The organism is Streptomyces ortus, from assembly GCF_026341275.1.
Taxonomy (GTDB): domain Bacteria; phylum Actinomycetota; class Actinomycetes; order Streptomycetales; family Streptomycetaceae; genus Streptomyces; species Streptomyces ortus.
This window is the reverse complement of the sequence record NZ_JAIFZO010000002.1, coordinates 7,036,348-7,057,067: the sequence shown is the minus strand read 5'-3', so window position 1 is coordinate 7,057,067 and position 20,720 is coordinate 7,036,348. Positions and strand designations below refer to the sequence as shown.

Below are 20,720 nucleotides of genomic sequence, written 5' to 3'. Positions count from 1 at the left end.
TTCCCGCACGCCCCCGTCACCCGCGCGGGCGCCCGCCCCGGGCTGTCAGCGGGCCATCACCTCCACCAGTACGCTCCCGGACGTCCGCGCCACGATGAAGGACTCCCCCTTCGTCGCCCTCGTGTCCAGCGGAAGCCGGTGGCGGCCCGCTTCCAGGACGCCGTCGAACACCTCGTGCATATGGGTGCGGTAGAGGCGGTCCAGCCGGTACGCGGTCAGCTGGACCCGGCAGGGTGAGGTGACCTCGACGCCCGCCTCGCCGTCGGCGGCGACCAGCCGCGTCAGCCGGCGCTGTTCCCGGGGGCTGCGGTCCAGGGCGTTCTCTATCTGGGCGACCAGGAGCGGGACGATCGGGGCCAGCCCCTCGACGTACGCGACGTCGACGCCGGCCCGTTCGAAGGAGTGCCGGACGTCGGCGCGCTCCCGCTCGCCGACGGCACGGCCGAAGGCGACGGCGCCGTAGGTGCGCAGTTCGTCGGCCGGCACGCCGGCGGCGTCCCGGGAGATGTCCGCGCCGATGCCGATGATGCGCAGGGCGGCGGCGAGCTTGGCGAGGACGGTCGCCCGGGCGCCGATCAGCAGGACCCGGCGGCGCTCGCCCCCGGCGGCCCCGGCGAGCAGGGAGCCCAGGGCGGCACGGTAGGCGTCGCCCTGGAAGAGGAAGGGGCCGATGCCGTGGTAGCCGTTCCGCTCCAGGTCCGGGTGGTCGTCGGTCTGCCAGGCGAAGTCGCGCCACACGAAGTCGTCGCCGTGCCGGTCGATCACGGCGGTCACGGCACCGCAGGCGAGGTCCTCGCACTCGGGGCAGCCGTAGATGACGTACCGGCCGCCGTCGAGCGGAGGTTCGGCTTCCAGCAGCAGGCTCTGCACCTGGGCCATGAAGATGGCGGGTGGTACGTCGGAGGCGAGGGGGGACACGGCGTCGAGGTCGGACAGCTGGTACAGCAGCGGGCGTCCGTCGATGATGAAGTCGACGAAGTCCCGGTGCGCTCGGTAGTCACCGTTGGCCAGAACTCCACCGGCACGCATCGCCGGTGCCAGGCCGAAGGTCGCGTACTCGGCAGACATGCTGTGAGTATTCCCGGACCGGGCCAACTCTGAGCACGGCATGACATATTCCGCTGATGTCCCGCGCGCCGGAAGGCCGAAGCGGTAGGTGCGGGTCAGCCGCGGCCGAGGTCGAGCGGTTCCCCGCACCCCTGGTGATTCAGGGGCGCGGGGAACTGCGCAGTCTCAGCCACGACGGGGCCGCAGCCTGTGTGCGGCCCCCGCACGGGGCGCGGTCACGTGTGGTCGTGGCCCAAGGGGTCGCCGTTGATTTCCGTGCCGGCTCCCGGGCCGACCCGGATCTCGAAGTCCCCGTCGTACTTCTTGTGGCCCTCGATCACGGCCAGTTCGACCGCCTCGGACCCCATCTCGTTGCGGACGATGACCGGATCCCGGCGCAGATCGCGCATGAGGGCGATGCACATGCCGATCATCACGAGGACGAAGGGCGCGGCGGCCAGGATCGTGAGGTTCTGCAGACCGGTGAGCGCGTCCCCGTTGCCGCTGCCGACGAGCAGCATGATCGCGGCCACGGCGCCGGTCACGACACCCCAGAAGACCACGACGAACCGCCCGGGTTCGAGTGCGCCCTTCTGGGAGAGCGTGCCCATGACGATGGACGCGGCGTCGGCGCCCGAGACGAAGAAGATGCCGACGAGGATCATCACGAGCAGGCTGGTGGCCGTCGCGATGGGGAACTCCTGGAGGACGCCGAAGAGCTGGCCCTCGGGGGTCGTCACACCCGCGAGCGCGCCGCCCTCCTTCAGCTTCATCGCCGTACCGCCGAAGATCGCGAACCAGACGAGGCTCACCGTGCTGGGCACGAGGATGACGCCGCCGACGAACTGCCGGATGGTGCGACCGCGGCTGATGCGGGCGATGAACATGCCGACGAAGGGCGTCCAGGAGATCCACCACGCCCAGTAGAAGACGGTCCAGCTGCCGAGCCAGTCGGCGACGCCCTTGCCGCCGCTGGCCTCGGTGCGGCCGGCGAGCTGGGTGAGGTCACCGAGGTAGGAGAAGACCGACGTCGGCAGCAGGTCCAGCACGATGATGGTGGGGCCCGCGACGAACACGAAGAGGGCGAGCACCAGGGCCAGCACCATGTTGATGTTGGACAGCCACTGGATGCCCTTCTCCACGCCGGAGATGGCCGAGGCGACGAACGCCACGGTCAGCACGGCGATGATCGAGACGAGCAGTCCGTTGCTCACCGAGTCCAGCCAGTCCAGCTCGGTGAAGCCGGAGCCGATCTGGAGTGCGCCGAGGCCGAGCGAGGCCGCCGATCCGAAGACGGTGGCGATGATGGCGAGGATGTCGATCGCCCGGCCGGCCGAGCCGTTCGCGTGCTTCTCGCCGATGAGCGGGGTGAAGACGGCGCTGATGGTCTGGCGCCGGCGCTTGCGGTAGGTGCTGTAGGCGATGGCGAGGCCCACCACCGCGTAGATCGCCCACGGGTGCAGCGTCCAGTGGAAGAGGGTGGTGGCCATCGCCGTCTCCATGCGTTCCGCGGAGTCGGCGGGCGTGGTGCCCGGCGGGGGTGTCGAGTAGTGCGAGAGGGGCTCGCTCACACCGTAGAACATCAGGCCGATTCCCATGCCGGCGCTGAACATCATCGCCACCCAGGAGACGGTACGGAACTCGGGCTCCTCGCCCTCCGCACCGAGGTGGATCCGTCCGTAGCGGCTGATCGCCAGCCACAGGGCGAAGACCACGAATCCCGAGGCGGCGAGCATGAACGCCCAGCCGCCGTTGTGGATGAGGCCATTGAGCATGGTGGTGGAGGCACTCTCCAGGGAGTCGGTGGCCACCGCTCCCCAGATCACGAACGCGACGGTGAGTGCGGCGGTGACGCCGAACACCACCCAGTCCGTGCGGGGGCGGGGCCCTCCGGCCGCTGGGGCGTCCGGGCCGCCTGGGACGCCCGACGGATCGCCCCGGCCTCCCCTGTCCTTCAGATCTTCGGTCATCGGCGGCACCTTCCCCGGAAAGCGTTCGGCACACATTCCTGATCGTGTGCCTACGACCTACCACAGGTGCCGCCGATCCCAACCGCCTCAGCAGCGGGTGTCGCGCTCCGCGACCGTCAGGTGGTACGGCGCACGCTCGTCGAGCAGCAACGGGACGAGGGCACGCAGGGACTGGCGCAGCGGTACGCGGGCCCCGGCGCCGTCGGAGTCCGGTCGCGCCGTGACCCCGTGCAGCGCCAGCTCGTCCTTGACGTCCGCGTACTGGTCCGCCGTCAGCCGGTAGGCGCAGGGCGGGTCCGCGATGATCTCGGACGGTTCGGCCGGGTCGTTGTCGGCGCCTGACGTGTAGACCGGTCCGGTGTCCCGGTAGCCGGCCAGCCGGGCCGCCGAGGTGGCGGCCCCGATCCGGCCTCGCCGTTCGTCGGTGAAGTCGAACAGCCCTCCCAGCGCGGCGAGTTGGGAGTGGACACGGCGCCGGTTGTTGAGCGCCTCGTCGGCCTTCTCGGCCTCGGTGAGCGGGTCGACCCGGCTCTCGATGAGCAGTCCGACGCCGTGTTTGACGCCGGACATGTTCCGCAGGATCCGCTCCTGCCCGTCACCGGCGACCTGCCGGATCGGGTCGCCGGTCACCGGGTCGGTCCAGATGCCGTACGTCCCGGTCGAGTGTCCGGCGCTCTGCGCGGCGGGCCGCACGTACGCCTGCGAGAGGGTCTGTGCCTCGTCGTGCACGGCCGCGTCGGTGTTGAGGTTGCGGGGCCAGAGATCGAAGAGGTCCTTGTCGTAGTAGGGGGGCGTGGCTCCGTACTCGTGCAGGTCGTAGACCACGTCGGGCCGCCGGTCGCGGACGACGGCGGCCATCGCGCGCGCCTCGGCCGTCCGCAGCGCGAGGTGGTCGCGGTTGATGTCGACGCCGTCGCTGTTGCCCCGGGTGTCGGCGGCGCGGCCGTCCGGGTTGGCGGTGGGCACGACGAGCAGCGTGGTGCGGTCGAGGAACCTGCGGGTGCCCGGGTCCTTCGCGTACGCGAGATCGCGGACGGTGGTGAGGCAGGCCTCGCGGCCGGACGGTTCGTCGCCGTGCTGACTGCAGACGAGCAGCACGGTGGTGGCGGCGTGCGGGTTTCCGACGCGTACGAGCTGGACGGGCCGGTTCTGTTTCGTGGTGCCGATCCGGCTGAGCGAGACCCGCGCGCTCGTCCGGTCGACGGCGGCGAGGAACGTCTGCTCCTCGGGCTGGGTGGTCCAGCGCGCTCCGGAGGTCCGCTCGAAACCGGTGCGGGGCGGGCCTTCGGCCGCGTGGGCGGGCGCCGCCAGGAGAGGCGCGACGAGGAGGGACGCCACCGTCAGGGCGAGGGCCGCGGCCCGGCGGGATGCGGCCGGCCGCCGCCGGGTCACCGGCTGTCGGCGTGTCATCGACTGTTGCCGTGTCATCGGTTGGTGCCTCCCGGGACGTCACCGGGGACGCGGTGGGTGGCGCGGGGTTCGCCGACCCCGTCGAGGATCGCGCCGGGCGTGATGTACGAGGATCCCGAGGTGGCGCGGGCGAACGCGGCGGCCCCGCCGACGAGCGGCACGGAGGCCGACGTACGGGACAGGTCGACCGTGATCGTCGGGGTGGTCGACGGCGGGTCGATGAGGCCCTGGTCGGTACCGGCGACGATCAGCGCCAGTCGGTGGCCCTTCGGGACGACGTGGTCGCTCGCGTGCAGGTCGAGAGTGATGGTGTAGGCCTTGCCCGGGGTGAGCGGCTCGCCCTTCGTGGCGGAGGAGTGGTTGCCGAGGTCGGCCCAGCCACGGCTGAACACCGTGTACTCGACGTCGGTCGTCCTGGCCGCGGTCTCCTTGTAGCAGGAGCTGTCGCCCGTGGTGCTCGGCCCCCAGCAGGTGCGCTCGGTGAGCGTCGTGATGCCCTCGCCGGCGGCGGCGTAGTCACGGATCGTGTCGGGGCCGAGGTCGACGAGGACCGCGGACAGATGGGCGCTCGTGGTGGTCGGCGTGGCGGTGACGGTCACCTTCGAGGAGCCGGAGAGACGGACGTCGTGGGTGAGCGGCTTGGTGGTGGAGCCGGCCTTGGCGGAGGTGGACCGGTCGATCTCGGCGGCCCAGTCGGTCTCGTCCTGGCCCGGGTCGTCGGTGAAGGTCTCGGTGCCCTTTCCGGTACGCAGTCCGAGGGTGCCGACGCCCGCCTGCTCGCCCTTGGCCGGGCGCAGCTTCACGGTGTCGGTGCTCCGGGGCGGCCAGACGGCCGAGGTGGCCCACTGGTCGGGGGCGCGCTCGATGTCGGCCATCGGCTCGTCGTCGACGCCGTTGTCGTAGCCGAGGAGTTCGTGGTCGAACCAGCGGTGCAGGGTGTCGGCCCAGGCGGCGCGGCGGAAGTCGAAGGGGTCGACGTGGCCGGTCTGGGAGAGCCAGATCCTGCGGTCGACGCCGTTCTTCGCGAGGCCGTCCCACCACTGGCCGAAGTGCTTCGGGCGGACGTTCAGGTCCTGCATGCCGTGGATGACGAAGACGCTGGCGTCCACCTTGCGGACGTCCTTCACGTAGTCGCGCTCGGTCCAGAATTTCGTCCAGTCGCCGGTGCGCGGGGCCCCGTCGACGATCTTCTGCTGGACGGCGGCGCACCTGGCGCGGGCGTCGGGGCTCTCCACGTAGTCGGACAGCCATTCGGGGCCGGAGTCGTAGAGGGGGGCGCCCTTGGCGAAGTAGTAGTCGTACCAGGAGGAGATGGCGGCGATCGGGACGATCGTCTCCAGGCCCTCGACGCCGGTGGCGGCGACTCCGTTGGCGATGGTGCCGTCGTAGCTCTTGCCGATCATGCCGGTTCTGCCGTTGGTCCAGCCGGCCTTGGCCTTCGTGGTCCCCGTACGGGAGGTGTAGCCCTTGCCGCGGCCGTTCAGCCAGTCGACGACGGCCTTCGCGGACTGGACGTCGGAGCGGCCCCCGACGTCCACGCAGCCGTCGGAGCGGTTGGTGCCGGCGAGGTCGACGGCGACGAAGGCGTAGCCGCGCGGCACGAAGTAGTTGTCGTAGTACAGCGGCATCTGGACGACGTTCCCGTCGGCGTCGTACGTCTTGCGCTGGCTCTCGTTGCCCCGGCCGCAGCAGGAGTAGTACGGGCTGGCGTCCATGATCACGGGTACCTTGCGGCCCTGCTGGGCGGGCTCGCTCGGGCGGACGATGTCGACGGCGACCCGGTCGGTCCTGCCGTCGCTGTCACCGTCGAGTCCGGTGTCCACCCAGACGGACTCCCGGACGGCGTTGTCGTACGAGTACACGGGAGTGCTCTCCCGCGGAGCGCTGTGGGCGGCGGCCGGCGTGAGGAGCGTGGCCATCAGGGCGGCGGTGGCCGCCGTCGCGAGCGATCTCCAGGTGATGAGGCGCATGTAGCGCGCAGGTGTCCGCATGCGCGGAAGGTACTCCGGACAACTCCTGTGCAACAGGGGGCCGATGAGGGTGTCGGCGTACGGACCGTGGACAGGAGTGGGCCCACAGCGCGTGCACAGGCTGCCGAACGTGTCCGTTCGTCGTCCATGAACCGCGAGCGATTCTGGGCACGAGCACTGCGTGTGCGGCTGGTGCGGGCTGAGTGGTGCGGGTTGGACGTGGCTGGAGTGCGCAGTTCCCCGCGCCCCTGAGGGGGCGCTCCTAAGGGGACCGCCTCTCCTTGCAGGGGCCGTCCGCCGCGAGGTTCGAGGCCAGTTCCGAGACGGCGATGCGGAGCTGGGTCTCGGCGGCGGCGCAGTGGGCCGCGCGGCGGGCCCGGCCCTCGGCCAGGATGGCGTCGCGCGCGCGTTGCCCCTCGGCACGGGTGGCCGCGAGCGCCGCGGCTTCCTCCTCCGGGGCGTTCGGGGCGGCCGGGGCCTCGGTACCCGCCTCAGCACCCGCTTCGGCATTCATTTCGGCATTCATTTCGGCACGTGCCTCGGCGTCCGCTTCGGCACTGGCCTTGTCGCGCGTCTCGGCGTCCGATTCGGCACGTGCCTTGTCGCGCGTCTTGTCGCGTATCTCGTCGCGTGGTTCCTCGCCCGCGTCCGCGTCGAGTGACTGCCGTGTGCGGGGACCTACCCGGCGGCAGAGCAGAACGGCGACGGCGAACAGCGGCAATGCCACGGGGACCATGGCCATCACTTACCCGATCATGTGTGTGCAGCAACGTACATCTGCGCCACTATTGACCGGAACTCACCGTTCGGCGAACTCCGCCGTCACCCCGAAGAGCTTTCACAACACAGGTGAGACAGCAATACTGTTTCACCGGACCAGGTGGTGGACGCGACGCGGAACGCGAAGGAGCAGGCATGGCGGCGGATATCGGGGAGCCGACGCTCACCGTCGACGAGCTGGCCGCCCGGGCGGGTGTGACGGTGCGGACGGTGCGTTTCTACAGCACCAAGGGGCTGTTGCCGCCGCCCGTGATCGGGCCGCGCCGTGTGGGGCACTACAGCCAGGAGCATCTCGCGCGGCTCGCGCTCATCGAGGAGCTGCAGCAGCAGGGGATGACGCTCGCCGGGATCGAGCGCTATCTGCAGCAGTTGCCGGACGGGCTCAGCGCCCAGGACCTGGCCATCCACCGGGCCGTGGTGGCCTCCTGGGCGCCCGACGCGGCGGAGGAGATGGGCGGGGCCGAGCTGGAGCGCCGGGCGGGGCGCTCACTCGGGCCGGAGGACCTGGACCGGCTCGCCGCGATGGGTGTTCTGAGGGAGGCGGCGGGCGCGGACGCGTACCGCGTGGACCTCGGGCTGCTGCGGCTCGGCGTCCAGCTGCTCGACGTGCCGATGGCCCACGAGACGATCCTCGCCGCCCGCAACGTCATGGTGAAGCACACGCGCGCCGCCGCCCACGAGCTGTCCGTGCTGTTCCGGGACGAGGTGGCCGAGCACGAGTCCGTCGAGGCGGTACGGGATCTGTCCGCGCACATGCAACCGCTGGTCGTACAGGCCTTGCTGACGACCTTTCAGCGGTCGCTGAACGGGGAGGTCCGGGAGTGGCTCAACAACTCCTGAACTTCCCGGGCCCCGGCCCGGTCTCTCCACGCCCGCATCTCACCAGCAGGCCGAGCCGCCCGCCACGTCGAGGGTCTGGCCGGTCAGAAAGCCGCTGCCCTCGTCGACCACGTACAGCAGGGTGGAGACGAGGTCGCACGGCTCCTGCGTTCCGGGGACGGCCTGGTGGGCGCGGACGTGCTCGAACCCGCCGCCCGAGCCGACCGCGCCGCCCGTGCGCTCGGCGGTCCGTGTGCGGACCATGCCCGGCGCGATCGCGTTGACGGTGATGTCGTACGGTCCGAGCGCCGAGGCGAGCGCGCGGGTGAGGCCGATCAGTCCGGCCTTCGAGGCGGTGTACGCCACCCTCGTGGGCGGGGCGGTGGGCACGGCCGCCGACGCGATGTTCACGATGCGGCCCCGGCCCGCCGCCTTCAGGTACGGCAGTACCGCGCGGGCCATCAAGAACGGCGCCTCCAGGTTGACCCGCATCACCCGCCGCCACTCCTCGGGCGTGATGTCCTCGACGTCCGCCTCGGGGTCGGCTCCCGCGTTGTTGACCAGGACGTGCAGGGTGCCGAACTGTTCCAGCACCCGCTCCAGGGCACCGCCGATCTGCGCCTCGTCCGTGACGTCGGCGACCAGCTCCACATAGTCCAGAATGCGGTCGGCCGTCTCCCGCTGCGGAACCAGGTCGAGCCCCGCGACCCGGTAGCCGCGCCCCGCGAGTGCCACGGCGAACTCCTGCCCGAGGCCCTGTGCCGCGCCGGTCACCAGGGCGGTACGCGTCTCCATGCGGCGAGTGTGATGACCCGTCAGACTGCCCGCAAGGGTGCCTTTCCGGTCTCCGGAGCTCTGCCGCGGACTCGCCTTGTGCCGCTACCGCAGGGGCACGTCGACGAGCATCGGGCGGGTCAGTTCGGCCGCGCCCGCGACGAGTTCGCGCAGCTGGTCCGCGCAGCCCACCCGTACAGCGTCGACTCCGAAGAACCGGGCCGCCTGGGTGAAGTCGAGCCGTCCCAGCTCGGTGCCGGGGCAGGTCCCGGTGCCGCCTCTCGCGTCGTAGGTGTCCTGGAGGGTCCGGTAGGCGCCGTTGCTCATCACGACGAACAGCACGGGAGCCGCGTACCGTGTCGCGCTCCACAGGCCCTGGAGGCCGAAGAGGGCGGAGCCGTCGCCGAGGACGGCTACCACGGGCCGGCCCGGTTCGGCGAGGGCCCGGCCGACCGCCGCGCCGATCCCCCAGCCGAGGCCGCCGCCCACGGTGTGCGTATAGCTGCCGGGCCGGTCGAGGTGGACGAGGCCGCGGAGCAACAGGCCCACCGTGATGGCCTCATCGACGACGGCCGTGCCGGGCGGCAGGCCGCGTGCCACGGCGTGGGCGGCGGCCCAGGGGGCCAGCGGCACCGGGGAGTACGCGGCGCACGCGGCGGCTTCCGTACGGGCGCGTTCGGCCGTGTGCCGGTCCCCGGCGCGCAGCACCCTGGCCTTCGCGGTGTGCGCCGGGATCCGCTCGGGCAGCAGTTCGGCGAGCCGGTCCAGGGAGGGCCCGAGCGCGCCCACGAGGCCGTGGTCGGCGGGGAAGTTGCGGCCGATCTCGTCCGGGTCCGAGTCGAGCTGGACGACGGTGATGCCGGGCGGCAGCGCGGGGCCCGGGGTGTAGTGGTGCGGCGTGAAGGCGTGCGCTCCCACGATGAGCACGGTGTCGTACGGGTCGAGCGCGGCCCGGATGGCGTCGTGGCGCGGCGGCAGCATCCCCGCGTACAGGGGGTGGGTGGTGGGGAAGTTCAGCTGGTCCGCCATCGGCTGGTGGTGCACGGGTGCCCCGCAGGCCTCGGCGGTGCGGACCAGCGCCGCTGTCGCGTCCTCGCGGCCCACGCCGTCCCCCGCGACGATCACGGGCCGTGCGGCGCCGCCGAGCAGGACGGCGGCCCGGTCGAGTCCGCCGGCCGGTGCGGGCCGGGGCGCCGGCGTGCGGGCGGGGACCTCGACCTCGGTGTCCTCCGCAAGCAGGTCCATGGGCACGCAGACGAGCACGGGCCCGGCGGGCGGCCGGGTGGCCAGCGCGAACGCGCGGCGCAGCGCGAGCGGCAGGTCGCGGGCGTGCTGGATGTCGTACGCGGCTTTCACGGCCGGTGCGGCGAGCGCGACGAGGTCGGCGCTGAGCATGGGGTCCTGCTGGAGGTGGCGGCGGTCCTGCTGTCCGGCCATCACCACGAGCGGGGTGCGCGAGCGGCGGGCGTTGAGCAGGCCGACGAGTCCGCCCGCGAGACCGGCCGCGATGTGCAGGGTGACGAAGGCGGGCCTGCCGGTGGCGCGGGCGTAGCCGTCGGCCATCGAGACGACCGCGCCCTCGTGGACACCGAGGATGTACTCGGGTGCCTGTTCGGTGTCCGCGAGGGCCGCCAGGAACGGCAGTTCGGTGGTGCCGGGGTTGCCGAAGACGCGGTCCACGCCCTCGCCTCGCAGGATGTCGAGCAGGGCGGAGGCGGGACGGCAGCCCATCGTTGGCTCCTCGTGGGGAAAGGGACCGGTCGCGGGCTCTCAGCGTCGGGGCTGCTCCGGGCGGGCCGCAAGGGGGGCGTAGCACTCGGCGGTACGCGGTGGCACCCCTGGCTGACCCCAGGGGCGCGGTCCCCCGCGCCCCTGGAAAGCGGAACCGTGCCCCGGCAGGAGCCCGTCATCCGTCGGTGAAACGCTCCCCGTTCTCTGCCTTCTCCACGAGCAGTGCCGGCGGGGTGAAGCGGTCGCCGTAGCGTTCGGCGAGTTCTCGTGCGCGGGCGACGAACGCGGTCGGTCCGGTGCCGGATCCGTCCCGGCTCTCGTAGCCGTTGATGTACTGCAGGACGCCGCCGGTCCAGCCGGGGAAGCCGATGCCGAAGATGGAGCCGATGTTGGCGTCGGCGACGGAGGTCAGCACGCCTTCCTCCATGAGGCGGACGGTGTCCAGCGCCTCGGAGAAGAGCATGCGTTCTTGCATGTCCGCGAAGGGGATCCGGTGGCCGGCGGTGGTGAAGTGCTCGCGCAGGCCCGGCCACAGGCCCGCCCGAGCGCCGTCCTGCCCGTACTCGTAGAAGCCGGCGCCGCCGCTGCGGCCGGTGCGGCCGAACTCATCCACCATCCGGTCCACGACAGCCTCGGCCGGGTGGGTCACCCACGTGCCGCCGGCTTCCTCGACGGCCCGCCTGGACTCGGCGCGGATCCGGCGGGGCAGGGTGAGGGTCAGTTCGTCCATCAGGGAGAGCACCTTGGCGGGGTAGCCGGCCTGGGCGGCGGCCTGTTCGACGGAGGCGGGCTCGATGCCCTCGCCGACCATCGCGACGCCCTCGTTGAGGAAGTGCCCGATGACCCGGGAGGTGAAGAAGCCGCGCGAGTCGTTGACGACGATCGGCGTCTTGCTGATCTGCCGGACCAGGTCGAAGGCGCGCGCCAGAGCCTCGTCGCCGGTGCGTTCGCCCTTGATGATTTCGACGAGGGGCATCTTGTCGACGGGCGAGAAGAAGTGCAGTCCGACGAAGTCGCTCTGCCGCTCGACGCCCTCGGCGAGTGCGGTGATCGGCAGGGTGGAGGTGTTGGAGCACAGCAGGGCGTCGGGTGCGACCAGGTGCTGGATCTCCTGGAACACCTTGTGCTTGAGCGCCGGATCCTCGAAGACGGCCTCGATGACCGCGTCACACCCGGCCACGTCCTGCGGGTCGGCGGTGGCCGTGATGCGGGCCAGCAGCGCGTCCGCCTTCTCCTGGCTCGTACGGCCCCGGGAGACCGCTTTGGCGCAGAGCTTCTGGGAGTAGGCCTTGCCCTGGGCGGCGGCCTCGGCGGAGACGTCTTTGAGGATGACGTCGAGGCCGGCGCGGGCGCAGGAGTAGGCGATGCCGGCGCCCATCATCCCGGCGCCGAGGACGGCGACCTTGCGGACCTGGCGGGGTGGGATGTCCTTGGGGCGGTTGGCGCCGGAGTTGACGGCCTGGAGGTCGAAGAAGAAGGCCTGGATCATGTTCTTGGAAATCTGGCCCGCGGCCAGTTCCACGAAGTAGCGGGCCTCGATGACCTGCGCGGTTGCGAAGTCGACCTGGGAGCCCTCGACGGCCGCCGCGAGGATGTGGCGCGGCGCCGGGTAGGGTGCGCCGCCGGTCTGCTTGCGCAGGTTGGCCGGGAAGGCGGGCAGGTTCGCCGCGAACTTCGGGCTGGCGGGGGTGCCGCCGGGGATACGGTAGCCGGGCTTGTCCCAGGGCTGGCTCGACTCGGGGTGGGCGTCGATGTAGGCGTGGGCCTGGGCGAGCATCTCCTCCCGGGTTTCCGCCACTTCGTGGACGAGGCCGTTGTCCAGGGCGCGCCGCGGGCTGTACTGGGTGCCCTGGAGGAGCACCTTGAGGAGGGCGTCGGCGATGCCGAGGAGGCGTACGGTCCTGACGATGCCGCCGCCTCCGGGGAGCAGGCCCAGGGTGACCTCGGGGCAGCCGATCCTGGAGCCCGCCGCGTCGAGAGCGACCCGGTGGTGGCAGGCCAGCGCGATCTCGAAGCCGCCACCCAGGGCCGCGCCGTTCATGGCGGCGACCACGGGCTTGCCCAGGGTTTCGATGCGGCGCAGGTCGCGCTTGATCGCGAGGCCGCCGTCAAGGAGGTCCTGGGCGGTCTCGGGGGTGACCCGGATCAGGTCACGCAGGTCACCGCCCGCGAAGAAGGTCTTCTTGGCGGAGGTGAAGATGATGCCGCGGATGGCCGCGGGGTCGGCCTGGACCTCGGCTTCCAGGCGGTCGGCGATCGCGGTGAGCGACTGCCGGAACGCCTGGTTCATGGTGTTCGCGGACTGGCTGGGATCGTCGAGGACCAGGGTGACGACACCGGTGTCGTCCTGCTCCCAGCGGATGGTGGTGCTCTCGGTCATGAGGGTTTTCTCCGTAGAAGTCCGGGGGTCCACTGAAGTCCGGGGTGTCGCCGGGGAGTTACAGGCGCTCGACGATCGTCGCGATGCCCATGCCGCCGCCCACGCACAGCGTGGCGAGGCCGAACCGCTTGTCCTGGCGCTCCAGTTCGTCGACGAGCGTGCCGAGGATCATCGCGCCGGTCGCACCGAGGGGGTGGCCCAGCGCGATCGCGCCACCGTTGACGTTGACCTTGTCCAGGGACAGACCCATGTCCCGGGCGAACCGCAGGACGACCGCCGCGAACGCCTCGTTGATCTCGACCAGGTCGATGTCGTCGATGGTCAGCCCGGCCTTGGCGAGCGCCTTGCGGGTGGCGGGCGCGGGCCCGGTCAGCATGATCGTCGGCTCGGAGCCGGAGACGGCCGCGGAGACGATCCGCGCGCGCGGGGTGAGCCCGTACCGCTCGCCGACCTCCTTGGATCCGACGGCGACGAGCGAGGCGCCGTCCACGATCCCCGACGAGTTGCCGGCGTGGTGGACGTGGTCGATCTTCTCCACCCAGTGGTACTTCTGCAGCGCCACGGCGTCGAAGCCGCCGAGGTCACCGATGTCCGCGAACGACGGCTTCAGTTTCCCCAGCGAGTCGGCGGTGGTGCCGGGGCGCGGGTGCTCGTCGTGGTCGAGGACGACGAGTCCGTTGCGGTCCTTCACGGGCACGACGGACCTGCCGAAGCGGCCGTCCTTCGCGGCCTCGGCGGCGCGCTCCTGGGACAGCGCCGCGTACTCGTCGACATCGCGCCGGGAGAAGCCCTCGATGGTGGCGATGAGGTCGGCGCCGATGCCCTGGGGTACGAAGTCGGTGGCGAGGTTGGTCATCGGGTCGGCGAACCAGGCACCGCCGTCGGACGCCATCGGCACCCGGGACATCGACTCGACGCCGCCCGCGAGGACGAGGTCCTCCCAGCCCGAGCGGACCTTCATCGCGGCCAGGTTGACGGCCTCCAGGCCCGACGCGCAGAAGCGGTTCTCCTGGACGCCTGCCACGGTGTCCGGCAGTCCGGCCGCGATGGCCGAGATACGGGCGATGTCGGAGCCCTGGTCGCCGACCGGCCCGACGACACCGAGCACGATGTCGTCGATCGCGGCCGGGTCGAGTCCGGGGAAGCGGGCCTGGATCTCGTGGATGAGTCCGACGACCAGGTCGACGGGCTTGGTGCCGTGCAGGGCGCCGTTCGCCTTGCCGCGACCGCGCGGGGTGCGGATCGCGTCGTACACGTACGCTTCGGTGGTCACTCGTGAGCCTTTCAGGAGGAGCCCGGGGGCACTGGGCGGGTCAGCCGAGCAGGGAACGGCCGATGATCTCCTTCATGATCTCGGTCGTCCCGCCGTAGATGGTCTGGATGCGGCCGTCGGTGAAGGCTTTCGCCACGCGGTACTCGGTCATGTAGCCGTAGCCGCCGTGCAGCTGGAGGCAGCGGTCCGCGACGCGTTTTTGCAGTTCGGTGGCCCACCACTTGGCCATCGAGGCGTGCACGGCGTCGAGTTCGCCCGCCGTGTGGTCGACGACGCAGCGGTCGATGAACGTCCGGGTGACGGCGCACTCGGTGGCCATCTCGGCCATCTCGAAACGGATGTGCTGGAGCCTGGACAGGGGCCGGCCGAAGGCCTCGCGCTCCTTGACGTACTCGGTGGTGATCTCCAGCAGGTACTCGGCGGCGGCGATCCCGGCGACGGCGATCCCCATCCGCTCCTGCGCGAGGTTCGTCATCAGATGCACGAAGGCGCCGTTCAGCTCACCGAGCAGGTTCTCCTTCGGGACGCGCACGTCGTGGAAGAACAGCTCCGCGGTGTCCTGGGCCTTCTGGCCGATCTTGTCGAGGTTGCGGCCCCGCTCGAAGCCCTCCGTGCCGCGCTCGACGACGAGCAGGGAGAGGCCCTTCGCGCCGCCCTCCGGGGTCGTCCTCGCGACGACGATCACGAGGTCGGCCAGGATGCCGTTCGAGATGAAGGTCTTGGAGCCGTTGAGCAGCCAGTGGTCGCCGCGGTCCTCGGCGTGCGTCCTGATGCCCTGGAGGTCGGAGCCGGCGCCGGGCTCGGTCATGGCGATGGCCGTGATCAGCGAGCCGTCGCAGAACCCGGGCAGCCAGCGGCGCTTCTGCTCCTCGGTGCCCAGCCCCGTCAGATAGGGCCCGATGATGTCGTTGTGCAGCCCGAGGGCGAGCCCGGCGGCTCCCGCGCGGGTGAACTCCTCGGCGAGCACCGCGCTGTAGCGGAAGTCGGCGTCGCCGCCGCCCCCGTACTCCTCGGGGACGGCGAGACCCAGCAGTCCCTGCCGGCCGGCCGCGAGCCAGGCCTCGCGCGAGACGATGCCGTCCTTCTCCCACTGCTCGTAGTGCGGCAGCACTTCCTTCGCGAGGAAGGTGCGGACGGTCTCGCGGAACGCCTCGTGCTCGGGCGTGAAGATCTGCCGCTTCATTCGGGGGTGCCCTTCGGTTCGGGAGCGCCCGTCGGTCGCGGGGTGCCCTTCGGTGCGGGAAGGTCTTGCGGTTCGGGCAGTTCTTGCGGGTCGGGCCGTTCGTGCGGGTCGGGGATGGCTTGCGGGGCGGGGACGGCTTTCAGCAGGTCCGGGACGTCCCAGTCGCGGGCCACGTCGGCGGTGCCGGTGCCGGGCAGGGCGGGCCCGCCGCGGACGGCGGTGGGGGTGACGGAGAAACGGGGTGCGGGGGCGGGCTGGGTGATGCCGCCGTGCTCGGTGAAGGTGCCACGGGCCGCGAGATGCGGGTGGTGCGGCGCCTCGCGCAGCGACAGCACGGGCGCCACGCACGCGTCGGACCCTTCGAAGACCGCCGCCCACTCGTCGCGCGTACGGGTCCTGAAGCGGGCCGCGACCGCCTCGCGCAACTCGTCCCAGCGGGACAGGTCCTTGCGCGCGGAGGCGTACTCCCCGAGGCCCAGCAGATCGGTGAACTCCTCGTAGAACTGGCCTTCCAGCGCGCCGACCGCCATGTACCGTCCGTCTGCCGTCTCGTACGTGCCGTAGTACGGGCAGCCGCCGTCCAGGAGGTTGGCGCCGCGCCGGTCCTGCCAGCCGCCCGCGGCCAGCATGCCGTGGATCATCGAGGAGAGGTGGGCCGTGCCGTCCACGATCGCCGCGTCCACGACCTGTCCCGCGCCGGTCGCGCGCGCGTGGTGGAGTGCGGCCAGGACGCCCACGACGAGGTACAGGGAGCCGCCCGCGTAGTCCCCGACGAGGTTGGCGGGGACGGCCGGCGGCTCGTCGGGAGCGCCGATCATGCCGAGGGTGCCGGTCAGCGCGATGTACGCGATGTCGTGCCCGGCGCGCGGGGCGAGCGGTCCGTCCTGGCCCCAGCCGGTCATCCGTCCGTAGACGAGTCCCGGATTGCGGGCGTGGCAGGCCTCGGGTCCGATGCCCAGGCGCTCGGCGACCCCCGGCCGGAAGCCCTCGACGAGGATGTCGGCGCGCTCCACCAGTGCGAGCACCCGCTCGGCGCCTTCGGCCGCCTTGAGGTCGACGATCACCGAGCGTTTGTTGCGGTTGGTGACGTCGTGGGCGGGGTCGATGGCGAGGGATCCGCCGCCCGGCCGGTCCACCCGGACGACGTCCGCGCCCAGGTCGGCCAGGAGCATGGCGGCGAACGGCCCCGGCCCGATGCCCGCCAGCTCGACCACGCGCACCCCGGCCAGCGGGCCGCGCCCCGCCGTGCCCGGCGTTCCCGCTCCTGTCGACGCCGTCATCGAACCCCCAGCACTGTGACACAACTGATGTAACATCAGTGATGTTAAGAACGTGTTCCTCTTCGCACAAGCCCCCGGCGAGCAAGCGCTCAGTCAATTTCGAATGCCTGGGCCGATCCCCTGGGTCGATCCCCTGGGCTGATCTCCGCGACGGGGCCCTGCTCCGCTCGCTCCTGTCGCGCGCTAACCTCGGCCACCGACAACGGCGCGGGCGAACGGCTGAGGGGTGCCATGAGCAGGCAGGACAGGACCGGGCGCACGTACGACATCGTGCTCTTCGGAGCCACGGGGTTCGTCGGGAGGCTCACCGCGGAATATCTCGCCGCGCACGCTCCCGAGGGGCTGCGCTGGGCGATCGCGGCCCGCGACACCGCGAAACTGGCACGGCTGCGGGACCGCCTGGCGGCGATCGACCCGGCGTGCGCGGAGCTGCCCGTGCTGCGGGCCGACGTCACCGATCCGGTCTCCCTGCGGGAACTCGCGGAGCACGCGCGCGTGGTGGCCACCACCGTCGGCCCCTACGTGGAGTACGGCGAAGGCCTGGTCGCGGCCTGCGCGGAGGCCGGCACCGACTATCTGGACCTCTGCGGAGAGCCCGAGTTCGTGGACCTCATGTACGTGCGGCACGACGCACGCGCGCGTGAGACGGGCGCCCGGCTGGTGCACGCCGCCGGGTTCGACTCCGTCCCCCACGACCTGGGGGCCTACTTCACCGTGCGGCAGCTGCCCGAGGGGGTGCCGTTGACCGTGGACGGCTTCGTGCGGGTGGGGGCGATGTTCTCGGGCGGCACCTTCGCCTCCGCGCTCAACCAGTTCTCCCGCGGGCGGCACATGCTCGCCGCCGCCCGCGACCGCAGGCGGCACGAGCCGCGCCTGGTCGGACGCCGGGCTTCCGTGCCGCCGAGCGCGCCGCGCTACGCGCGGGAACTCGGCGCGTGGGCGCTGCCGCTGCCCACCATCGACGCGCAGATCGTGCAGCGGTCCGCGCGGGCGCTGGAGCGGTACGGGCCGGACTTCCGCTACCGGCATTACGCGGCGGTGGAGACGCTGCCGTCGGCCGTGGGCGGGGTGGCCGGGGCCGGGGCGCTCTTCGCGGCGGCGCAGGTGCCGCCCGTGCGGCGCTGGCTGTCGGGGCGGTTCGCGCCGGGTGAGGGGCCGAGTGAGGAGCGGCGGGCGGCCAGCTGGTTCTCGGTGCGGTTCGTCGGGGAGGGGGGCGGGAAGCGGGTCTTCACCGAGGTGGCGGGTGGGGATCCCGGGTACGGGGAGACCGCGAAGATGCTGGGCGAGTCCGCGTTGTGTCTCGCCTTCGACGAGCTGCCTCGTGTGTCGGGGCAGGTGACTACGGCTGTCGCCATGGGGGATGCGCTGATCGGGCGGTTGCGGGAGGTGGGGATCGTGTTTCGCGTTGCCGCGACGCGCTAACGCTGCGGGTAGCGCTGCGCTGCCGGGGTGGGTTGAGGGTGCGGGGTTGGTCTGTGCTGGAGTGCGCAGTTCCCCGCGCCCCTTGGGGGGGCCCTTGCGTGGGTGGGTTGTGCGGGTACGTCGTGGCTGGAGTGCGCGGTTCCTCGCGCCCCTTAGGGGCTGCCGCTTGGGTGGGTGGGTTGTGCGGGTACGTCGTGGCTGGAGTGCGCGGTTCCTCGCGCCCCTTAGGGGCTGCCGCTTGGGTGGGTGGGTTGTGCGGGTACGTCGTGGCTGGAGTGCGGTTCCTCGCGCCCCTTAGGGGCTGCCGCTTGGGTGGGTGGGTTGTGCGGGTACGTCGTGGCTGGAGTGCGCGGTTCCTCGCGCCCCTTGAGGGTGCCGCCTGGCGGATGGGCGGTAGCGGTGGGTCTGCGCTGGAGGTGCGGTTCCTCGCGCCCCTTACGGGCTGCCGCTTGGGTGGGTGGGACGGGTGGGGGTCAGGAGTGGCCAGGCTATTAGTGTGTAGATCATGGCGGTTGTCCAGGCGGCGCCAGCCAGCACCGCGAGGGCCAGGCCGGCCAGCACGGGCCGCTCGGCGGACTGGGTGGCGGGGCCTGCGGCGGGCTCGGGAGCGCGGTGTGTCGTCATGCGGCTCAGCCTGTCGATCATGGCCGGCCGGAACATCCGTACGCGTACTCAGAAGACGTACTCATCCCCTCGTCGCCTTCAAGGCCCTGCGGCACAGCGCGTCCGCGTGGCGGGTCGTCTCCGGGAGGCGGAAGTGCGGGGCGAGGTGGAGGGTGTGGGCGCAGGCGGTCTCCAGCGTCACCCGGTGGCCGACCGAGACGAACACCGGCTTGACCCCCGCCCGGGTGCGCAGCGCCCGGCCGACCTCCTCCTCGCCCGCGAGCAGCGGCGAGGAGGAACCGCGCGGCGCGCCCGGCTCCTCGTAAGCGAACGTGAACGGGTTCTTGGCCACCCCGATCGTCGCCAGTCCGGTGAGCACACCGAGATGGCTCGCCAGGCCGAAGCGGCGGGGATGGGCCAGCCCGTAGCCGTCGCACACCACCAGACCCGGCGCGCACGGCAGCGCTTCCAGGGCCGCCATGACCGCCGGGAGCTCCCGGAAGGCGAGCAGCCCGGGGACGTACGGGAAGGACACCTGGCCGACCGCCGTGGATTCCGCGACCACGTCGAGGGTCGCCGCGTCGAGCACGACGGCCGCGGCCACGACGACATCGCGCGCGTCGTCGTAGGCCACGTCGACCCCGGTCACCCGGCCGGTTCCCGGCGGCGGGCCGGGTTCGTCGAGGACCACCCGCTCCCGCAACTCGTCCTGCACGGCCCGCGCCCGCTCCTCGGTGGCGGGCCAGCCCGCGGGGACGCGTACGGTCGTCGTCGTCATCGTCATGGTGCCCCGCAGCGTAGACCGGCCCTCCGGGGCACCGGCGCGCGCGTCAGCGTTCCAGGCGGGCCACCCGGCCCTTCTCCCCGGCGGCCCAGCAGGCCAGGTCCGGGGTGCAGTCCACGGTGTCGTACGAGCCGGTGTCCAGGGTCCGCCAGGTGCGGCCACCGTCGGTGGTGAGGTCGGTGCCGGTGGGGCCCACCGCGAGAGCGGCGGTGCGGCTGTGCGGAAGCCAGGCGACGCCCGAGCGGTAGGCCGGCGGCGGTGTGCCGGCCGTCGTCCAGGTGCGGCCCCCGTCCCCGCTGACCGCCGCCGCCTTCGGCGAGGCCTGATCGGCGCGGTAGTCGCCGCCGACCGCGATGCCGTGCGTCCGGTCGCGGAAGGCGAGGGCGAAGACCCCGCGGGCCGGGTCGCCCGCCGGGACCGGGGTGTCGGTGGCGGTCCAGGTACGCCCGCGGTCGGAGGAGTGCAGCACACGCGCGCGCGACGCCCCGCCCGTGGCGAGCCAGACGTCCCGCGGGCCCGAACCGACCAGGCACTGCCCACTGGCCGCGAACCCCGCCTCCCCCTCCTGTGCGGCGGGCATGCCGTCGGTGGGCAGCACCTTCCAGGAGCGACCGCCGTCGCCGGTCGACAGGATGCGGAACTTTCCGTCCACCGGGTCGCTCATCGCCAGGCCGTGGCGTCCGTCGAAGAAGGTCACGCAGTCGTAGAAGGCCTTGGCGTCGGTGTTGCGGAAGGACTCGGTCCAGCTCGCGCCGCCGTCCTCGGTCCGCAGGATCCTGGACGCCTCGCCCTCCCCGATGGCCAGCACCACGGCGCGCCTGCCGTCGAAGGCCTCGACGTCACGGAACTCCAGGTCGGCGGCCCCGGGCGGCGAGACGTTCCGCCAGTTCGCGCCGCCGTCGGTGGTCCGCAGCACGGTGCCCTTGGAACCCGCCAGCCAGGCGGTGTTCCGGCTCACTGCGGCCAGACCGCGGAACCGCGCGTCCGTACCGCTGCCCTTCAGCTCCCAATGCGCCTTGCCGTTCGGTTTCCCGTCCGGCTTCGTCTGCTGTTGCACGTGCGGCTTCGCGTGCGGTGGTTTTGCGCCACCCAGCCCTTGGTCGAGGGCTCCGTCGGCCCGCGCCGGGCCCGTGAGCGCGGTCGCGAATGCCGCGCCGCACACCCCCACGGCCAACAGGCGCCTTGCGAATCCCTTGTTACTCGTGCGTCGCGTCTTGCCCAAGCCCCTCATGGCGGGCGAAGCTAGCCCACTCCCCGGACCACGTCCAGATGCCCCAGGAGACATCAGCGGTCA

General features: G+C 72.0%; 16 protein-coding genes. 2 read left to right on the top strand and 14 right to left on the bottom strand.

The annotated features are described in order from the left end of the window. Positions 1–45 precede the first annotated feature (45 nt). The 5 genes from K3769_RS34040 to K3769_RS34020 form a co-directional block, all read right to left on the bottom strand. Positions 46–1,068 (bottom strand): oxidoreductase, encoded by a 1,023-nt coding sequence (locus tag K3769_RS34040; RefSeq protein ID WP_267030086.1) that lies wholly within the window; start codon positions 1,066–1,068, stop codon positions 46–48. A gap of 215 nt (positions 1,069–1,283) precedes the next feature. Continuing rightward, positions 1,284–3,017 (bottom strand): BCCT family transporter, encoded by a 1,734-nt coding sequence (locus K3769_RS34035; RefSeq protein WP_267030085.1) that lies wholly within the window; start codon positions 3,015–3,017, stop codon positions 1,284–1,286. Between the two features lie 87 nt (positions 3,018–3,104). Continuing rightward, positions 3,105–4,427: a M14 family metallopeptidase gene (locus K3769_RS34030; protein WP_267031655.1), complete on the bottom strand. Its 1,323-nt coding sequence runs from the start codon at positions 4,425–4,427 to the stop codon at positions 3,105–3,107. A gap of 14 nt (positions 4,428–4,441) precedes the next feature. After that, positions 4,442–6,418 (bottom strand): Xaa-Pro dipeptidyl-peptidase, encoded by a 1,977-nt coding sequence (locus tag K3769_RS34025; protein ID WP_267030084.1) that lies wholly within the window; start codon positions 6,416–6,418, stop codon positions 4,442–4,444. A gap of 241 nt (positions 6,419–6,659) precedes the next feature. Next, positions 6,660–7,139, bottom strand: coding sequence for a hypothetical protein (locus tag K3769_RS34020; protein WP_267030083.1), 480 nt, complete (start codon positions 7,137–7,139; stop codon positions 6,660–6,662). A gap of 173 nt (positions 7,140–7,312) precedes the next feature. On the opposite strand from K3769_RS34020, the gene K3769_RS34015 reads away from it, so the two are divergent. Beyond that, positions 7,313–8,017 carry a MerR family transcriptional regulator gene (locus K3769_RS34015; protein ID WP_267030082.1) on the top strand — a complete coding sequence of 235 codons (705 nt, stop codon included), beginning with the start codon at positions 7,313–7,315 and terminating at the stop codon, positions 8,015–8,017. 39 nt (positions 8,018–8,056) lie between these two features. Here the strand turns inward: K3769_RS34015 and K3769_RS34010 are convergent, their stop codons facing one another. The 6 genes from K3769_RS34010 to K3769_RS33985 all read right to left on the bottom strand — a co-directional run bounded on the left by K3769_RS34010 (position 8,057) and on the right by K3769_RS33985 (position 16,617). After that, positions 8,057–8,791 carry an SDR family NAD(P)-dependent oxidoreductase gene (locus tag K3769_RS34010; protein WP_267030081.1) on the bottom strand — a complete coding sequence of 245 codons (735 nt, stop codon included), beginning with the start codon at positions 8,789–8,791 and terminating at the stop codon, positions 8,057–8,059. An 84-nt stretch (positions 8,792–8,875) separates the two neighbouring features. Next, positions 8,876–10,501, bottom strand: coding sequence for a thiamine pyrophosphate-binding protein (locus K3769_RS34005; RefSeq protein ID WP_267030080.1), 1,626 nt, complete (start codon positions 10,499–10,501; stop codon positions 8,876–8,878). A gap of 175 nt (positions 10,502–10,676) precedes the next feature. After that, positions 10,677–12,881, bottom strand: a complete 2,205-nt coding sequence (locus tag K3769_RS34000) for a 3-hydroxyacyl-CoA dehydrogenase NAD-binding domain-containing protein (RefSeq protein WP_267030079.1) — start codon at positions 12,879–12,881, stop codon at positions 10,677–10,679. A 58-nt stretch (positions 12,882–12,939) separates the two neighbouring features. Continuing rightward, entirely contained in the window at positions 12,940–14,154 is a 1,215-nt protein-coding gene (locus K3769_RS33995; RefSeq protein ID WP_267030078.1) for an acetyl-CoA C-acetyltransferase, read from the bottom strand. 40 nt (positions 14,155–14,194) lie between these two features. Beyond that, positions 14,195–15,337, bottom strand: coding sequence for an acyl-CoA dehydrogenase family protein (locus K3769_RS33990; protein WP_267030077.1), 1,143 nt, complete (start codon positions 15,335–15,337; stop codon positions 14,195–14,197). Continuing rightward, on the bottom strand, positions 15,334–16,617 hold the full coding sequence (locus tag K3769_RS33985) for a CoA transferase (protein ID WP_267030076.1): 1,284 nt from the start codon (positions 16,615–16,617) through the stop codon (positions 15,334–15,336). The genes K3769_RS33990 and K3769_RS33985 overlap by 4 nt, the downstream gene beginning before the upstream one ends. A gap of 231 nt (positions 16,618–16,848) precedes the next feature. On the opposite strand from K3769_RS33985, the gene K3769_RS33980 reads away from it, so the two are divergent. Continuing rightward, positions 16,849–18,039: a saccharopine dehydrogenase family protein gene (locus tag K3769_RS33980; RefSeq protein WP_267030075.1), complete on the top strand. Its 1,191-nt coding sequence runs from the start codon at positions 16,849–16,851 to the stop codon at positions 18,037–18,039. A 435-nt stretch (positions 18,040–18,474) separates the two neighbouring features. Here the strand turns inward: K3769_RS33980 and mmpA are convergent, their stop codons facing one another. From mmpA to K3769_RS33965, 3 genes are all read right to left on the bottom strand, one after another. Further along, positions 18,475–18,663, bottom strand: a complete 189-nt coding sequence (gene mmpA / locus K3769_RS41215) for a morphogenic membrane protein MmpA (RefSeq protein WP_372515183.1) — start codon at positions 18,661–18,663, stop codon at positions 18,475–18,477. 61 nt (positions 18,664–18,724) lie between these two features. After that, entirely contained in the window at positions 18,725–19,420 is a 696-nt protein-coding gene (locus tag K3769_RS33970; RefSeq protein WP_267031654.1) for an endonuclease V, read from the bottom strand. A gap of 52 nt (positions 19,421–19,472) precedes the next feature. Next, positions 19,473–20,657, bottom strand: a complete 1,185-nt coding sequence (locus tag K3769_RS33965; protein WP_372515096.1) for a WD40/YVTN/BNR-like repeat-containing protein — start codon at positions 20,655–20,657, stop codon at positions 19,473–19,475. Positions 20,658–20,720 lie beyond the last annotated feature (63 nt).